Consider the following 17,103-nt stretch of genomic DNA (forward strand, 5'->3'; position numbering starts at 1 on the left):
CAAACTATCCGCGGGAACGGAAATGGCGGGCATAAAAAAAGGATGCCCGCAGGCATCCTTTTTTCAGTCAGCGTCGATCAGCTGGCACGTGCGGAATCACGCAGGGCCTTGACCTGATCATGGTTGCGCTGCACGCCCTGCATCTGCTTTTCCAGAACAACGCGAACGTTGCTCGGCAGGTCTTTCTGCAGCGCGTCGCGGTAGGCCTTCAGGGCCACGTCTTCGCCACGCTCGCACTCGTTGAGGATGGCCTCCTCGCTCTTGCCGGTCAGCATCGATTTCAGATCGACCCAGCCACGGTGCAGGGCACCCGACACGCTGGAGCTGGTTTCCGGATCGCCGCCCAGGCCGCGTACCAGTTGCTGCAACTCGGCGGCCGCGCTGGCGCAGTCCTGCGAACGCTGCACGAAGAAGGTCTTGAGGCGCGGCTCTTTCACGTCTTCGGCACACTCGCTGAAGCCTTTCTCGCCGTCTTTGCTGGTTTCGATCAGGTCGTTCAGTACCGAAATAACGTCTTTGTTATCCACTTTGAATCTCCTCGTCGCTTCAGAAAATAGCCCTGTATGGGCCGCTCCCTTAAGTTGAGTGAGCGCCTGTTGCGGAGGTTCAGGGCAATTTCTGGCGAGGCGCTACAGTGCCGATCAAGCGACTGCAGCCAAAGGCACGCAGCGCCTGGGCGCGAACCACTCGTCTGGATGGCGAAAGCGGGTAGCAAGCGAAACGGCTCAGCCGCCGGTCATGCTCATGAAACGTATGACCTGCACCTGCTCATCGGTCTCGAAGTGATGGCGCTCGGGCTTGAGCTGCAGCGCACCGACCAGCGCTTCGCGCAGGCGCTCGCTGTCACCGGGGTGCGCGCGCATCAGGCTGCGCAGATCCAGGGCGTTGTCGTGCCCCAGGCAGAGCACCAGCTTGCCCTCGGCGGTAACCCGCACGCGGTTGCAGTCACCACAGAAGTTGTTGCTGTGCGGCGAGATGAAGCCCACCCGGGTGTCGCTACCGCTGACCTGCCAGTAACGCGACGGGCCGCCGGTGACGTGGCTGCTGCGCACCAGTGTGTGACGCGCCTCGATACGCTCGCGCACCACGTCACTGGAGCAGAAGGTCTGCTCGCGCTGGTGGCTGACCACGCTGCCCAGGGGCATCTCTTCGATGAAGCTGATATCCAGGCCGCGGGCCATGGCGTACTCGACCAGGCCGAGCACTTCGTCGTCGTTGCGCCCGGTCTGCACCACGCTGTTGAGCTTGATGCGCTTGAAGCCCGCCGCCGCCGCGGCGTCGATACCGGCCAGCACCTGATCGAGCATGTCGCGCCGGGTAAAGGCGGCAAAGCGCTCGCGCTGCAGCGAGTCGAGGCTGACGTTGAGCCGGCTGACGCCTGCGGCGCGCAGGTCGTTCGCCATGTGCGCAAGCTGCGAGCCGTTGGTGGTGATCGACAGATCCTCGAGCTCGGGGCGCTCGCCCAGGCGACGCAACAGGCTGATCAGGTTCTTGCGCACCAGCGGTTCGCCACCGGTGATGCGGATACGTTTGACGCCCAGCCCGATGAACGCATCGGCGACGTTGTACAGCTCTTCGAGGCTGAGGATCTGCGAGCGCGGCGCGAACACCATGTCTTCGCTCATGCAATAGGTGCAGCGGAAGTCGCAGCGATCGGTCACCGAGAGTCGCAGGTAGGTAATGCGTCGGCCGAAGGGATCGACCAACTGCGTGGTAGGCATCTATCCGATCTCCCGGCCTCAAGGCCAGCTGGAAGTGGCTGCCGCCAGGGCGACAGTGGGCAGCCCGATTGGCTGCGAAGTGACGTCGAGTTTACCACGCCCGCCATGGCGCCGCGCCGGTTGCGGGGTCACAGCCTGTCGGGTCGGACAACAATATCCACACATTCAGTGACACAAACACCCATACCTTCAGGGGCATCAATTAGTCATCAGGCTGCCTGACGCAGCGGCGCCAAGCCAGCAACCACGCGCCCTGCAGCGCCGCGGCGAGGCTCTCCGGGGCGCTCTGGCGCACCCGGCGGAAAGGTCGAACCGCTTTTCCGTGGCCGGGGTCACACAGGCAGACCTCAGGACGACTGGCCATGGAGAGCGTCGATGCCTCTGCTGAAACTGCTGCACTTCACCGCACTGTTCGTCTGGTGCGGCACCCTGCTCTACCTGCCCGCGCTGATCGCCGCCAGCTGCCGCGCTACGCAAGCGACGGAACGCCCGGGGCATCCGGAACTCAATCGCAGCATTTTCAACCTGGTCGCCACACCGGCCGCGCTGGTCGCCATCGGCAGCGGCACCGCGCTGTTCCTGCGTGACGGCACGTTCGGCGTGTGGCTGGTGGCCAAGCTCACCGCCGTCGCGGTCATTGTCATCTGCCATGCCCTGTGCGGCCTGCTGATCCTGCAGTGCGAACGCCAGCCGCGCCCTGCCCTGACCATCGCCTGCGCCGCACTGGGCGGCATCACGCTGGGCATGATCGCCGCCACCCTGTGGCTGGTGCTCGCCAAACCTTACTGAACCAGGAGCTCCCCACCCATGAATGCAGGCGGGCCAAGGCCGACTCTAATCGACATCGACACCCACGGCGTGCTCATAGACCAGACGCCCGCCCAGGTAGGCGGCGATGGCGATCAGCCCGGCCGTGAACAGCGACAGGTAGAACGCCCAGATCTCGAAGCCCTCCTCGCCGTGGCGGTAGCGCAGCATCCAGTTCAGCGACGCCAGCGACAGCATCATCACGGCGATGATGGCGTGGCACCAGGCGCTGATTTTCTGGCGAATGCGCTTGACGGTCAGCAGGTCGATCAGCCCAGCGATGCTGGCGATCCAGCCGCCGGCTGCGCCCACCCCGGCCAGCCACAGGCTGGCGCGCACCCAGAACGGGTCGGTGGTCCAGAAGTAGGCGAAATCGGTGGCCACCAGGCCCAGCAGGGCGGCGACCGGGAAGTGGATCATCATCGGGTGCAGCGGGTGCCCGGCGATAGCCGCGCGACTGATGATGGACTCTTGTTGCTCAGCCATGGCGGCCTCCCTGTCGATTCTAGAAAAGGCCGAGCGTGGCCGACCCTAATCAAGTTGACCGCGCTGGCCACAGCAGTTCCGATTATCTCGGCCTGCAGTGGTGACCAATCAATTCTGGCCCCGGCCGGCCCGGTGGCGCGCGACATCGCCCTGTTGTGGTGGGCCATGTGCGGGTTCTTCACGCTGGTGCTGGTGGTGGTCAGCGCGCTGTGGATCTACGCCATCTGGCGCAAGCCGCGCGAATACTCGCGAGAGGAGGCCCGGCGTATCCAGCGGCGCTGGCTGATCGGCGGCGGCATCGTGCTGCCCTCGGTGACCATCGTGCTGCTGCTGGCGTTCGGCATCCCGGTGGGCCAACGGATGATGCAGCTGCCGATCCTCGGCGAGCAGCCGCTGCAGATCGAGGTGATCGGCCATCAGTGGTGGTGGGAGGTGCGCTACCCGGACAGCGGCGTGGTGACCGCCAACCAGCTGCACCTGCCCGCCGGGCGCCCGGTGGACATCACCGTCAGCAGCGCCGACGTCATCCACTCCTTCTGGGTGCCACGCCTGGGCGGCAAGATCGACATGATCCCCGGCCGCGAGAACCGCATCCGCCTGCAGGCCGACAAGCCCGGCACCTTCCGCGGCCAGTGCACCGAATTCTGCGGCACCCAGCACAGCCATATGGTGCTCGACGTGCAGGCACACAGCGAGGACGACTTCGCCGCCTGGATCGACGCCCGCCGCGAGCCACGGGTCGAGGCGCTGCAAGGCCCGGCCGCCGACACCTTTCTCGCCCACTGCGGGGTGTGCCACCGCGTGGCCGGGGTCAGTGCCGGCAATCGCGCGCCGGACCTCACCGACCTGGCCAGCCGCCGCCATCTCGGCGGTGGCCTGCTGGCCAACGAGCCTGGCGCCACGCTGACCTGGATACGCGAGCACGGCCGCCTGAAACCGGGCACCGGGATGCCGCTGACCGACGACCTCGATGCCGAGCAATTGCAGGCCATCGCCACCTGGCTGGAGGGCCTCGAACCATGAATGACACGCGCCAGGAACAGTGCCGCGAAACGGCCGACGCCGATGCCCTGCACGACCAGTTCGACGAGGTATGGGGCAACCCACGCGGCTGGCGGGCACTGACCATCGTCAATCACACCACCCTGGGCCTGCGTTTCATGGTCACCGGGCTGTGCTTTTTCGTTTTCGGCATCCTGCTGGCGATGCTGCTGCGCACCCAGCTGGCGCTGCCGGGCAACGCCTTCATGGGCCCGGAGGTGTTCAACCAGGTATTCACCATGCACGGCACGGTGATGATGTTCCTGTTCGCGGTGCCGATGATGGAAGGCCTGGCCGTCTACCTGATTCCCAAGATGCTCGGCGCGCGCGATCTGGTGTTTCCGCGCCTGTCGGCCTTCGGCTACTGGTGCTACCTGTTCGGCGGTCTGATCATCTGCTCCAGCCTGCTGTTCGGCGTGGCGCCCAATGCCGGCTGGTTCATGTACACGCCGCTGTCCAGCGCGGCGCATTCGCCGGGCGTCAACGCCGACTTCTGGTTGCTGGGCATCACCTTCGTGGAGATTTCCGCAGTGTCGGCCGGGGTCGAGCTGGTGGTATCGATCCTGCGCACCCGTGCCGAGGGCATGGCGCTGAACAAGATGCCGATCTACGCCTGGTACATCCTGACCATGGCGCTGATGATCGTCATCGGCTTTCCGCCGCTGATCCTGGGCAGCATCCTCCTGGAGCTGGAGCGCGCCGCCGGCCTGCCGTTCTTCGAGGTGGCGCGCGGTGGCGACCCGCTGCTCTGGCAACACCTGTTCTGGCTGTTCGGCCACCCGGAGGTGTACATCATCTTCCTGCCGGCGGCCGGTATCGTCTCCACCCTGCTGCCGGTATTCTGCGGCCGCCCGCTGGTCGGCTACCGCGCCGTGGTGCTGGGGGTGATCAGCACCGGCTTCATCAGCTTCGGCCTGTGGGTGCACCACATGTTCACAGTGGGCATTCCGCAACTGGCCCAGGCGTTCTTCTCGGCAGCGAGCATGCTGGTGGCGATTCCCACGGCCATCCAGGTGTTTTCCTGGATCGCCACGCTGTGGCTCGGCAAGCCGCGCTACAACGTGCCGATGCTGTGGCTGGTAGGTTTTCTGATCATCTTCGTGTGTGGCGGTTTGACCGGGGTGATGCTCGCCCTGGTGCCGTTCGACTGGCAGGTGCACGACACCCAGTTCGTGGTCGCGCATTTCCACTACGTGCTGATCGGCGGCATGCTGTTCCCGCTGATCGCCGGGCTGTACTACTGGCTGCCGCATTTCTCCGGGCGCATGGCCTCGGAGCGTTTGGGCAAGTGGGGCTTCTGGCTGGTGTTCATCGGTTTCAACATGACCTTCCTGATCATGCACTGGACCGGTCTTCTGGGCATGCCGCGACGTGTCTACACCTACGAAAGCGGCCTGGGCTGGGACATGCCCAATCTGATTTCGTCGATCGGCAGCTTCATCATGGTGATCGGCATCGCCACCCTGCTGCTGGACCTGATCCTGCACTATCGCTACGGCAAACGGGCCGGCAACAACCCCTGGCAGGCCGACACCCTGGAGTGGGCCACCAGCCTGCCGCCCAACCCGTACAACTTCGTCAGCCTGCCCAAGATCACCGACCGCCATCCGCTGTGGCGCGACCCGCAGCTCGGCGACAGCATCGCCCGCGGCGAGCACGCACTGACGGTGATCGACCACGGCCGTCGCGAGACCTGGGGCGTTGATCCGCTGACCGGCAAGGTGCGCGAGATCGTCCACCTGCCGGGCAACAGCTGGCTTCCCTTCATTGCCGCCTGTTTCATCGCCATGCTGTGCCTGAGCCTGCTGGCCAAGACCTACCTGCTGGCCCTGTTCGCCTGCTTCGCCGCCTGCGTGGTGCTGCTGCGCTGGAGCTGGGAAAACGGCGCCCATCCCAAGGCCGCGCCAGATGCCCGAACCCAGCCTCACGAACCGCCGCTGCATTCGCGTACCTGCGACGGCCCGGGCCTCTGGGGCATGGGCGTGACACTGCTGTCCAACGGCGCGCTGTACCTGTCACTGCTGTTCGGCTGGTTCTACCTGTGGACGGTGGCGCCGAACTGGCTGGTGCCCGAGGCGCCGGTGTTCGACAGCTGGCTGCTGCTCGCCAGCGCCGCCCTGCTGAGCCTGGCCACGCCGTGGCACCGCCGGGTACTGGCACGCTTGCGCCGGCGTGATACCCGGGGCTTGTTCGCCTGCCAGGCCACGCTGGCGGTGATCGGCCTGGTGCAGGCCGTGCTGCTGCTGGTGGCGCTGCGCAGCGAGACCCTCGAGCCAACCGTGCGCGCCCATGATGCGGTGATCTTCGTGATGCTCGCCTACAGCCTTGGCCACGCCCTGCTCGCCGGCACCCTCAGCGCCCTGCAGGCGCTACGTGTACGCATCGGCTACGTCGGTGCCGAGGCGCCCTACGAGCCCCTGGTGGTGGCCCAGCTGTGGGGCTACAACCTCGCCGTGCTGTGGATCAGCTACTTCGCCATCGTCCTGTTCCCCCCTGCTTTCGGAGGCGCCTGATGCAACGCTTGCGCTCGTTTTATCACCCGGCTCATCTGGTCACCGGCCTGAGCATCTGGAGCCTGTGGTTCGTGGCCCTGTATGGCGGCCAGGGCGTTGGCTGCTCGGTGGCGCCACCAGCGCTGGAAGACGGCCCCTGGACCTGGCTGAATCTCGCCCTGGGGCTGTTGTCGCTGGCCGCCGCCGGGCTGCTGCTGTGGCTGGCGTACCTGTTCCACCGCGCCACCGGGCGCCCGAACCTGAGCGAGCGCGAACGTTTCGTGACCAGCGTCTCCGCCGCCGGCCACCTGATCGCCGCCATCGCCGTGGTGTTCATCGCCCTGCCGATCCTGGCGCTGCCACCCTGTGCCTGATAGCGCAGCGGCGGGCTGAAGAAACCTGCTGAAACAGCTGGCGCTGACCTTTTCGCGCCAGTCGCGCCTCGAAGCCCAACACCGGGTAGATGGACGAGACAGAACAATGAGCGAGAGCAAGCAAACCCACGGCGCACTGATTGCAGCACGTATCGGCCTGTTTCTCGGGCCACTGTTGCTGCTGGCCTGCCTGTTCAGCGAGGCGCCGGCCGACCTCAGTCGCGAGGCCTGGATGACTGCCGGGCTGATCGGGCTGATGGCCACCTGGTGGGCCACCGAGGCGATTCCCATCCCCGCCACCGCCCTGTTGCCGATCCCGCTGATTCCGCTGCTCGGCATCGGCAGCGTGCAGGACGCCACCTCGCCTTACGCCAACCCGACCATCTTCCTGTTTCTCGGCGGTTTTCTGCTCGGCCTTGGCATGCAGCGCTGGAACCTGCACAAGCGCCTGGCGCTGCGCACCCTGCTGACGGTCGGCAACCAGCCGGCGCGGCAGATCGGCGGCTTCATGCTGGCCACCGCACTGGTCGCCATGTGGGTGAGCAACACCGCCACGGCGATCATGATGCTGCCGATCGGCATGTCGGTGATCGCCATGCTCACCCAGCACGGTGACGAGCGCGAACACCAGCGTTTCGCCACCGCCCTGCTGCTGGGCATTGCCTACGCGGCCAGCATCGGTGGTATCGCCACCCTGATCGGCACGCCACCCAACGCGCTGCTGGTCGCCTTCCTGCGCGATAACCACGACGTGCATATCGGCTTCGGCCAGTGGATGCTGCTCGGCCTGCCGGTGGCCACTTGCGTGCTGCTGTTCACCTGGTGGTGGCTGACCCGCGGCGGCTTCAAACTGGAGGGCGACAGCCGCGCCATGCTGCGCCAGGAACTCGACGGGCTCGGCAGGTGGTCGACCGGTGAAAAACGGGTGGCGCTGGTGTTCGCCTGCACGGCCACCGCCTGGGTGACCCAGCCGCTGCTGTCCGAGTACGTTGCCGCCATCGACGACACCCTGATCGCCATGATCGGCGCCATGGCACTGTTCCTGGTGCCGGCCGGGCGCGAGGGCGACAAGCGCGTGTTCCTGATCGACTGGGACACCGCCAACAAGGTGCCGTGGGGCATTCTCCTGCTGTTCGGCGGCGGCCTGTCGCTGGCTGCGGTGATCACCTCGACGGGCCTGGCAGCCTGGATCGGCGAAGGCCTGAAGAACATCGGCGCCCTGCCGCTGATCCTGATCATCGGCGTGGTGGTGCTGACCATCAACCTGCTCACCGAAATCACCTCCAACACCGCCACCGCCGCCGCCTTCCTGCCGTTGGTGGCGGCCCTGGCGGTCTCCCAGGGGTTGCCGCCGGAGCTCCTGGCAATTCCCGCCACCATCGCTGCCAGCTGCGCCTTCATGATGCCGGTGGCCACGCCGCCGAACGCCCTGGTATTCGGCACCGGGTTGGTCCGCATCCAGTCGATGATCGGTAACGGGGTGATGATCAACGCGTTCTGCGTGGTTCTGGTGACGACGCTCTGCTACCTGCTGGTCGGCATCATCTGGAGCCACTGATGCAGGCTGATCATCCTGGGGAGCAGGCCGGGACGCCTAGGCCATGCCCGCGAGATGAGGTGACGATCGAGACGCTTGCCTAACCGCGTTCGGCAGGCGCCGAGGTCAGCTCGAAGGGGCTGTTGCTGCGCCGCTGGTTGCGGTCTTCGCGCGGGGTGGCGCCGAAGAAGTTGCGGTAGGCGCTGGAGAAATGCGGCCCCGAGGAGAAGCCGCAGGACAGGCCGATCTGGATGATCGACTTGCTGGTCTGCATCAGCAGCTGGCGCGCCTTGTTCAGGCGCAGCTCCAGGTAGTACTGGCTGGGCACACGATTGAGGTACTGCTTGAAGATGCGTTCCAGCTGGCGCCGCGACACGCACACGTGCTGGGCGATTTCGTCGGTGGTCAGCGGCTCTTCGATGTTGGCTTCCATCAGCAGCACCGCCTGGGTAAGTTTGGGGTGGCTGGAGCCCAGGCGATTCTGCAGCGGAATACGCTGGCGCTCGCCGCCTTCACGGATGCGCTCGACCACCAGTTCTTCGGATACCGCGCCGGCCAATTCGGCGCCATGGTCACGGGCCAGCAGCGCCAGCAGCATGTCCATCACCGCCATGCCGCCACAGGCGGTGAGCCGATCACGGTCCCAGTCGAACAGGTGGCTGGTGGCGATCACCTTGGGAAAGCGCTCGGCGAAGTCGTCCTGCCAGCGCCAGTGCACCGACGCCCGATACCCATCGAGCAGCCCCAGCTGCGCCAGCGGGTAGACCCCCGCCGCCACCGCACCGAGGCAGCAGCCGTTGCGCGCCACCTGCTTGAGCGCGGTAGCCAGTGCCGGCGCCATGGCGGCCGGTGGCTCATCGGCGAGCAGGAACAGCTTGCGATAACCTTCCAGCCCCGCCGTCCAGGAACTGCCCGGCAGGCGCCAGGCGCCTTCGGCGGGTTCTTCGGCTTGCAGGAACGCCACCTCGTAGACCACCTCCGGATGGACGCGCTGGGCGACGCTCAGGGCCTCTTCCGCCAGCGCCAGGGTCAGGGGCTTGGTGGAGGGCCAAAGCAGGAAGCCGATTCGGGGGGCAGTCATGATGGGCAGGCTGGGCTCTGAAGGCAGTGATAGGTCGGGGATGATAACGCCAACTACTTGAGGCTGCCGCTGAGGAACTGTTGCAGGCGTTGCGATTGTGGGTTGGCGAGCACCTCGCGCGGGTCGCCCTGCTCTTCCACCAGGCCCTGATGCAGGAACAACAACCCGTTGGACACCTCGCGGGCAAAGCCCATCTCGTGGGTGACCACCACCATGGTACGCCCTTCATCGGCCAGGTCGCGCATTACCTTGAGCACGTCGCCAACCAGTTCCGGGTCGAGGGCCGAGGTCGGTTCGTCGAACAGCATCACCTCCGGCTCCATGGCCAGGGCCCGGGCGATCGCCACGCGCTGCTGCTCGCCGCCACTCATATGCGCCGGGTATGCGGCCTTGCGATGGGCCACACCAACCTTCTGCAGGTAGTGCTCGGCCTTGTCGCGGGCCTCGGCCTTGCTCATGCCCAGCACGTGCACCGGCGCTTCCATGACGTTTTCCAGCACGCTCATGTGCGCCCACAGGTTGAAGTGCTGGAACACCATGGCCAACCGCGAACGCAGGCGCTGCAGCTGCTTGTCGTCGGCGGCGCGCAGGGCGCCGTCCTTGCCGGGCAGCAGCTTGAGCGCCTCGCCGTTGAGCAGGATCTGCCCGGCGTGGGGCTGCTCGAGCAGGTTGATGCAGCGCAGGAAGGTGCTCTTGCCGGAACCACTGGAGCCGATGATGCTGATCACGTCACCGGCCTTGGCCGCCAGCGACACGCCCTTGAGCACCTCGTGGCTGCCGTAGCGCTTGTGCAGGTCCGTCACTTCGAGCTTGTACATGCTTTTCACTCTTTCAAGAATCCGAGGGCTCAGGAACGCCGCGGCGCCAGGTAGGCCAGCCAGCGACGCTCGGCCAGTTTGAACAGGCGCACCAGGATGAAGGTCAGGCACAGATAGAACAGGCCAGCGGTGATGAACGCCTCGAACGGCAGGTAGTACTGAGAGCTGACGGTGCGCGCCGCGCCGGTGATGTCGATCAGGGTGACGATCGACGCCAGGCTGGTGGTGTGCAGCATCATGATCACTTCGTTGCTGTACTGCGGCAGTGCGCGGCGCAGCGCCGAGGGCAGGAGGATACGGCGGTACAGCTTGGCCCGCGACATGCCCATGGCCTTGGCCGCCTCGATCTCGCCATGGGGCGTGGCCTTCAGGCTGCCGGCAAGGATCTCGGCGCTGTAGGCGCTGGTGTTGATGGCGAATGCCAGGCACGCGCAGAAGGTGGCGTTGGACAGGTACGGCCACAGCACGCTGTTGCGCACCGCCTCGAACTGGGCCAGGCCGTAATAGACCAGAAACAGCTGCACCAGCATCGGCGTGCCACGGATCACGTAGGTATACAGCCAGGCCGGGCCGTTGACCCAGAGCGAACGCGAGGTGCGCATCAAGCCCAGCGGAATGGCCAACAGCAGGCCGAAGAACAGTGCGATGGCCAGCAGTTTGAGGGTCACCAGCACGCCGCCGAAATACAGCGGCAGGCTGTCCCAGATCACGGTGTAATCGAAGATCATCGTGCGGCCCTCACAGTTCGGCAGCCTTGGTGCCGACCGAGTAGCGTTTTTCCAGGTAACGCAGGGCCAGCAGCGAGACACTGGTGATCACCAGGTACAGCCCGGCCACCGCCAGATAAAAGGTGAAGGGCTCACGGGTGGCGTCGGCAGCGCTCTTGGCCTTGAACATCATGTCCTGCAGGCCGACCACCGAAATCAGCGCGGTGGCCTTGGTGAGCACCAGCCAGTTGTTGGTGAAACCGGGGATGGCGAAGCGGATCATCTGCGGCACCAGGATGCGCATGAACACCTGCAGGCCGCTCATGCCATACGCGGCACCCGCCTCGGCCTGGCCCTTGGGAATCGCCATGAAGGCGCCGCGGAAGGTCTCGGAGAGGTAGGCGCCGAAGATGAAGCCCATGGTGAACACACCGGCGATGAACGGGTTGATGTCGATGTACTCGTCGTAACCGAGCATCGGCGCGACCCGGTTCACCATGTCCTGGCCACCGTAGAAGATCAGCAGGATCAGCACCAGGTCGGGAATGCCGCGGATCACCGTCGAATAGGTTTCCCCCAGCAGCGCCAGCCAGCGCACCGGCGACAGCCGAAACGCCGCGCCGATCAGGCCGAGCACGATCGCCACCGCTATCGAGGTCAGGGCCAGAATCAGGGTGAGCCAGGCGCCCTCGATAATGGACGAGCCGTAGCCGTTGAGCATCCGCTTACCTCATGCCGGGCGCCAGCGGGCGCCGCAAATGCAATGCAAAGGTGGCACACGCCGAGCCTCGGCGGGTGCCACCTGCAACAAGAAATCAACCTGTTGCGAGCCAGACCCATACAAGGACAAAGTCAGGCGAGGCGCTTCTAGAGGAGCACCCGAGCCTGACCTTTAACGTCGCATGGCCGCCGCGCAGCAGACCGTGGCCTTACTTGCCGTAGACGTCGAAGCTGAAGTACTTGTCCTGAATGGCCTTGTACTTGCCGTTCTCGCGGATCGCCAGGATCGCTGCGCTGATCTTGTCGGCCAGCGCCTTGTCACCCTTGCGCACGGCGATGCCCTGGCCTTCGCCGAAATACTTCTCTTCGGTGAAATCCGGGCCTACGAAGGCGAAGCCCTTGCCGGCATCGGTTTTCAGGAAGCCGTCTTCGATGTTCACCGAGTCGGCGATGGTGCCGTCCAGGCGACCGGCACTCAGATCCAGGAACACTTCGTTCTGCGAGCTGTAGCGCACGATCTCGGCACCGGCCGGGGCGAACACGTCGGTGGCGTAGCGGTCGTACACGGAGGAACGCTGCACGCCGATCTTCTTGCCCTTGAGGTCGCTGGCCACGTCGTTCATCACCGCGCCGCTCTTCATCGCCAGCTTGGCAGGCGTGGCGTAGTACTTGCCGGTGAAGTCGACGGCGCGCTTGCGCTCCTCGGTGATCGACATCGACGACAGCACGGCGTCGAACTTGCGCACTTTCAGGGCCGGGATCAGGCCGTCGAACTCCTGCTCGATCCACTTGCACTCGACCTTCATTTCTTCACACAGGGCCACACCGATGTCGTAGTCGAAGCCGGTGATGTTGCCGTCGGGAGTCTTGTAGGCGAACGGCGGGTAAGCCGCTTCGATACCGATACGCAGCGCCTTGGCCTCCTGGGCCATGGTCAGCGGCGACAGCAGGGATAATGCCAGCGCGCCGAGCAGTGCGATCTTTTTCATGGGGAAACTCCTGACAGGGATGGGGTTTCACTGGCCCCAGGGCGGATGAGCCGGGCCATGCAGAGGTGACGTCGCCAGCGTAGCGCAGGGCTGCGGGCGGCGCACGGAAGTGCGGCATTCTAGCGAGAGCGCGGCAGGCGATATTTCCCAGATGCGACAACTAATTACAGAAGCCAGAGGGCAACTGCCCGCGCATCTTGACAGAACAAAAATCAGCCAATTCTGACTCGTCAGTCCAGCCTGGGGTGTCACGCGAACGGCAGAAAAGCACAGGCCCCACGCAGGAAAACCGGCGTGGGGCGCTGCAGTGAAGCTGCTCTCAGGTCAGGCGCAGGCGCTCTGCATCGACTTGTGGGTGTCGATCAGGTGCTGCACCACGCCCGGGTCGGCCAGGGTGGAGATATCGCCGAGGCTGTCGTACTCGGCGGTGGCGATCTTGCGCAGGATGCGGCGCATGATCTTGCCCGAACGGGTCTTCGGCAAACCCGGTGCCCACTGGATCACGTCCGGCGTGGCGATCGGGCCGATCTCCTTGCGTACCCAGGCCTTGAGTTCCTGGCGCAACTGCTCGGACGGCTCCTCACCCTGGTTGAGGGTGACGTAGACGTAGATGCCCTGCCCCTTGATGTCGTGGGGCACGCCGACCACGGCCGCCTCGGCGACTTTCGAGTGGGCGACCATGGCGCTTTCCACCTCGGCGGTGCCCATGCGGTGGCCGGAGACGTTGAGCACGTCGTCCACGCGACCGGTGATCCACCAGTAGCCATCCTCGTCACGGCGCGCGCCGTCACCGGTGAAGTACATGCCCTTGAAGGTCTTGAAGTAGGTATCCACGAAACGGTCGTGGTCGCCATACAGGCTGCGCGACTGGCCCGGCCAGGAGTCGAGGATCACCAGGTTGCCTTCGGTCGCACCCTCCATGATGTTGCCCAGGTTATCGACCAGGGCCGGCACCACACCAAAGAACGGACGGGTCGCGGAACCCGGCTTGAGGGCGGTGGCGCCCGGCAGCGGGCTGATCAGGATGCCGCCGGTCTCGGTCTGCCACCAGGTGTCGACGATCGGGCAACGCTCCTTGCCGACGTTGCGGTAGTACCAGTCCCAGGCCTCCGGGTTGATCGGCTCACCGACCGATCCGAGCAAACGCAGGCTGGAGCCATCGGCACCGGCCACGGCCGCTTCGCCCTGGGCCATCATGGCGCGGATCGCGGTCGGCGCGGTGTAGAGGATGTTGACCTTGTGCTTGTCGATGACCTTCGACACACGGGTCACGTCCGGGTAATTGGGAATGCCTTCGAACAGCAGCGTGGTCGCGCCGTTGGCCAGCGGGCCGTAGACGATGTAGCTGTGGCCGGTGACCCAGCCCACGTCGGCGGTGCACCAGTAGACATCGCCCGGTTTGTAGTCGAACACCCGTTCATGGGTCAGCGCGGCGTACAGCAGGTAGCCGCCGGTGGTGTGCAGCACGCCTTTCGGCTTGCCGGTAGAACCGGAGGTGTAGAGGATGAACAGCGCCTCCTCGGCGCCCATTTCCTTCGGCGCGCACACGCTGCCGGCGACCTTCATCAGGTCCTCGAACCAGATGTCGCGGTGCTGGTTCCACTTGATCTCGGAACCGGTGCGCTTGACCACGATGACCTTCTGGATGCTGCGTGTCTCGGGGTTGGTCAGGGCGTCGTCGACGTTGGCCTTGAGCGGGATCTTCTTGCCGCCGCGCAGGCCTTCGTCGGCGGTGATCACCACCTTGGAGGAGCAGTCGATGATGCGCCCGGCCAGGGCTTCCGGCGAGAAGCCACCGAACACCACGGAGTGGATGGCGCCGATACGCGCGCAGGCCAGCATGGCCACCACGGCTTCCGGGATCATCGGCATGTAGATGGTCACCACGTCGCCGCGGTGCACGTCCTGGCCACGCAGGGCGTTGGCGAACTTGCACACCTGCTCGTGCAGCTGGCGGTAGGTGATTTCCTGGTGTTCGGAGGGGTCGTCGCCTTCCCAGATGATCGCGACCTGGTCGCCACGCTCGGCCAGGTGGCGATCCAGGCAGTTGTAGGACACGTTGAGGGTGCCGTCGGCGAACCACTTGATGTCGACATGGTGGTCGTCGAACGAGGTCTGCTTGACCTTGGTGAAGGGCTTGATCCAGTCGAGGCGCTGGGCCTGCTCACGCCAGAAACCGTCCGGGTTGACCACGGACTGCTGGTACATGGCTTTGTAGGTGGCTTCGTCGGTCAATGAATTGGCCGCCACCTCGGGGCTCACGGGATACAGGGACGCAGCACTCATTGAATCACCTCGGTTATTGATGTTGTTCTTCTATGCCTTCCTTTGTAACCAGCCCCCCTCTTTACAACCATTCGACCATGGTCTTACCGGCGCCGTCATGGGATTGACGCCAGAGGTGCCGTTGCAACGCGCAATTCGCGACGCAGCGGACATTCTCGCCACGACGCTTTCGCTAAGCTATGCGCGGCCCCCGGATCAAGTGACCCTTCATGCCCTTCTCCACCCTTCGCTCGCGCGGACATGCGCGGCGCCTGAGCACCTCCTTGGGGGTCGCGCTGTTGCCACTGCTGCTTGGCCTCCCGCTGATGTACTGGCAGGCGACCTCGTTGCTGCAGGCCCGCGCCGAACGAAGCGCCGCGGCCGCCCAGGCGCAGCTCGACGCCATGCTCGACGATGCGGCGCGGCTGGCCAGCGCAGTGATCGAGCTGTCCGGCCAGCCCTGCCAGGCCATCGAACAGGTCCTGCGCACCCAGGTGGCCATCAGCCCCTTTTCCCGTTCAGCCAGTCTGGTCCATGACGGCGTCATCTATTGCACCTCGCTGATGGGCGCCTACGACAACCAGGAAGATGCCGACGCCTACCTGCAAGGGCAGTTGCGCCTGATGGCCGGCAACAGGGTGACGCCGGACCGCGCCGTGCTGGTCTACCGCCAGGCCAAGGAGGGCCACGGTGCACTGATCGGCATCGATGGGCAGCACCTGATCAACCTGCTGCGCCTCAATGGCCAGGAGGTGGCACTGCAGATCGCGGTGGGCGACAGCTGGCTCAACGCCAGCGGCACCGTCACCTCGGCGAACCTGGGCGCGCCGACCGCGCATGCCTTCGAAAGCGCCTCCAGCCGCTATCCGTTCCAGGTGTTCGCCGGCTACCCGCCAGGCGCCACGCTGCAGTACATGCAGGCGCACTATCAACCGCAGTGGCTGCTGTTGTTGCTGCTCGGTGCCCTGGCTGGAGCCGCCACCTACCGCTTCAGCCTGCGCTGCGCGTCGCCGGGCACGGAGCTCAAGCGCGCGCTGGACGCGGGCGAATTCGTGCCCTATTACCAGCCGGTGGTCGATGGGCAACAGGGTTGCTGGCATGGCGTCGAAACACTGATGCGCTGGCGACATCCCACCGAGGGCCTGGTGTCGCCCGACCAATTCATCCCGCTGGCCGAACGCTTTGGCCTGATCGTGCCGATGACCCGCCAGCTGATGCAGCAGATTCGCGAGGATTTCGCCAGCCGCGTCGAACAGCTCCCGGCAGGCTTCCACCTGAGCATCAACATCACGGCCGCCCATTGCCAGGATCTGCAGCTGGTCGGGCAATGCCGCGAGTTCCTCAGCGCCTTCCCTGCCGGCCACATCGTGCTGATTCTGGAGCTCACCGAGCGGCAGATGATCACTCCCAGCGAGGTCACCCGCCAGCTGTTCAGCGAGCTGCGCCAGCTCGGCGTACGGATCGCCATCGACGATTTCGGCACCGGCCATTCCAGCCTCGCCTACCTGCGCGAATTCCACATCGACTTCCTGAAGATCGACCGCAGCTTCATCGCCATGGTCGACTCCCACGCCTTGTCGCGCCACCTGCTCGACAACATCCTCGACCTGTCCATCCGCCTGCAGCTGCCGCTGGTGGCCGAAGGCGTGGAAACCTCTGGACAGAGGCGTTACCTGAGCCAGCGAGGCGTGCGCTACCTGCAAGGCTATCTGTTCGCCCTGCCGATGCCGGCGGACGAGCTGTTCAGCGCACTGCAGACCCCACCCACAGCAGACCGCCACGCATAAAAAAACCCGGCCGGAGCCGGGTCGAGAAAGCGTTACGTACCTCAGCTCATGCCCAGCCAGTTCGGCAGAGCCAGCGAGATGAACGGCACGTAGGTGACCAGCAGCAGGAACGCCAGCATCATCAGCAGCCATGGCGACACCGCGCGTACCACCCGGGTCAGCGGCATGCCGGTGACCGCCGAGGTGACGAACAGGTTGAGCCCCGTCGGCGGGGTGATCAGGCCGATTTCCATGTTCACCACCATGATGATGCCCAGGTGGATCGGGTCGATACCCAG

16 protein-coding genes are annotated in these 17,103 nt (G+C 65.3%); 6 read left to right on the forward strand and 10 right to left on the reverse strand.

From position 1 onward, the window contains the following. Positions 1 to 77 precede the first annotated feature (77 nt). Entirely contained in the window at positions 78 to 527 is a 450-nt protein-coding gene (locus QYS36_RS18030) for a PA2169 family four-helix-bundle protein (RefSeq protein ID WP_308840770.1), read from the reverse strand. Positions 528 to 725: 198 nt separating this feature from the next. Beyond that, positions 726 to 1,721, reverse strand: a complete 996-nt coding sequence (gene moaA / locus QYS36_RS18035; protein WP_308840771.1) for a GTP 3',8-cyclase MoaA — start codon at positions 1,719 to 1,721, stop codon at positions 726 to 728. Between the two features lie 375 nt (positions 1,722 to 2,096). Here moaA and QYS36_RS18040 point away from each other — a divergent pair, with 375 nt between their 5' ends. Continuing rightward, a complete protein-coding gene (locus QYS36_RS18040) occupies positions 2,097 to 2,510 on the forward strand; it encodes a CopD family protein (RefSeq protein WP_308840772.1) in 414 nt (137 codons plus the stop codon). A gap of 45 nt (positions 2,511 to 2,555) precedes the next feature. On the opposite strand, the gene QYS36_RS18045 is transcribed toward QYS36_RS18040, so the two are convergent. Further along, a complete protein-coding gene (locus QYS36_RS18045; protein WP_308840773.1) occupies positions 2,556 to 3,014 on the reverse strand; it encodes a DUF2231 domain-containing protein in 459 nt (152 codons plus the stop codon). Positions 3,015 to 3,146: 132 nt separating this feature from the next. Here QYS36_RS18045 and coxB point away from each other — a divergent pair, with 132 nt between their 5' ends. The 4 genes from coxB to QYS36_RS18065 all read left to right on the forward strand — a co-directional run bounded on the left by coxB (position 3,147) and on the right by QYS36_RS18065 (position 8,479). Then, on the forward strand, positions 3,147 to 4,037 hold the full coding sequence (gene coxB / locus QYS36_RS18050; RefSeq protein WP_308840774.1) for a cytochrome c oxidase subunit II: 891 nt from the start codon (positions 3,147 to 3,149) through the stop codon (positions 4,035 to 4,037). Then, positions 4,034 to 6,568: a cytochrome c oxidase subunit I gene (gene ctaD, locus QYS36_RS18055; protein WP_308840775.1), complete on the forward strand. Its 2,535-nt coding sequence runs from the start codon at positions 4,034 to 4,036 to the stop codon at positions 6,566 to 6,568. The genes coxB and ctaD overlap by 4 nt, the downstream gene beginning before the upstream one ends. Beyond that, entirely contained in the window at positions 6,568 to 6,921 is a 354-nt protein-coding gene (locus tag QYS36_RS18060; RefSeq protein WP_308840776.1) for a hypothetical protein, read from the forward strand. The genes ctaD and QYS36_RS18060 overlap by 1 nt, the downstream gene beginning before the upstream one ends. Positions 6,922 to 7,027: 106 nt before the next feature. Next, a complete protein-coding gene (locus tag QYS36_RS18065) occupies positions 7,028 to 8,479 on the forward strand; it encodes a DASS family sodium-coupled anion symporter (RefSeq protein ID WP_308840777.1) in 1,452 nt (483 codons plus the stop codon). A gap of 79 nt (positions 8,480 to 8,558) precedes the next feature. Here the strand turns inward: QYS36_RS18065 and argR are convergent, their stop codons facing one another. The 6 genes from argR to acs all read right to left on the reverse strand — a co-directional run bounded on the left by argR (position 8,559) and on the right by acs (position 15,059). Continuing rightward, a complete protein-coding gene (gene argR / locus QYS36_RS18070; RefSeq protein WP_308840778.1) occupies positions 8,559 to 9,539 on the reverse strand; it encodes a transcriptional regulator ArgR in 981 nt (326 codons plus the stop codon). A gap of 53 nt (positions 9,540 to 9,592) precedes the next feature. Further along, on the reverse strand, positions 9,593 to 10,357 hold the full coding sequence (locus QYS36_RS18075) for an ATP-binding cassette domain-containing protein (RefSeq protein ID WP_308840779.1): 765 nt from the start codon (positions 10,355 to 10,357) through the stop codon (positions 9,593 to 9,595). Between the two features lie 29 nt (positions 10,358 to 10,386). Continuing rightward, the gene (locus QYS36_RS18080) at positions 10,387 to 11,085 is read right to left on the reverse strand and encodes an ABC transporter permease (RefSeq protein WP_308840780.1); all 699 of its coding nucleotides are present in this window, start codon (positions 11,083 to 11,085) and stop codon (positions 10,387 to 10,389) included. A gap of 10 nt (positions 11,086 to 11,095) precedes the next feature. Next, complete coding sequence (locus QYS36_RS18085) at positions 11,096 to 11,785, reverse strand: ABC transporter permease (protein WP_308840781.1); 690 nt, start codon at positions 11,783 to 11,785, stop codon at positions 11,096 to 11,098. Between the two features lie 208 nt (positions 11,786 to 11,993). Beyond that, positions 11,994 to 12,773 (reverse strand): ABC transporter substrate-binding protein, encoded by a 780-nt coding sequence (locus QYS36_RS18090; protein ID WP_308840782.1) that lies wholly within the window; start codon positions 12,771 to 12,773, stop codon positions 11,994 to 11,996. A 324-nt stretch (positions 12,774 to 13,097) separates the two neighbouring features. Beyond that, positions 13,098 to 15,059 (reverse strand): acetate--CoA ligase, encoded by a 1,962-nt coding sequence (acs, locus tag QYS36_RS18095; protein WP_308840783.1) that lies wholly within the window; start codon positions 15,057 to 15,059, stop codon positions 13,098 to 13,100. Between the two features lie 209 nt (positions 15,060 to 15,268). Between acs and QYS36_RS18100 the strand changes: the two genes are divergently transcribed. After that, the gene (locus tag QYS36_RS18100; protein WP_308840784.1) at positions 15,269 to 16,825 is read left to right on the forward strand and encodes a cyclic diguanylate phosphodiesterase; all 1,557 of its coding nucleotides are present in this window, start codon (positions 15,269 to 15,271) and stop codon (positions 16,823 to 16,825) included. Between the two features lie 41 nt (positions 16,826 to 16,866). Here QYS36_RS18100 and QYS36_RS18105 read toward each other — a convergent pair. Further along, positions 16,867 to 17,103: TRAP transporter large permease subunit (locus QYS36_RS18105; RefSeq protein WP_308840785.1), on the reverse strand; the 237-nt coding region annotated here is incomplete at its 5' end.

The sequence above is a fragment of the Pseudomonas sp. G34 genome, assembly GCF_031119625.1.
Taxonomy (GTDB): Bacteria; Pseudomonadota; Gammaproteobacteria; order Pseudomonadales; family Pseudomonadaceae; genus Aquipseudomonas.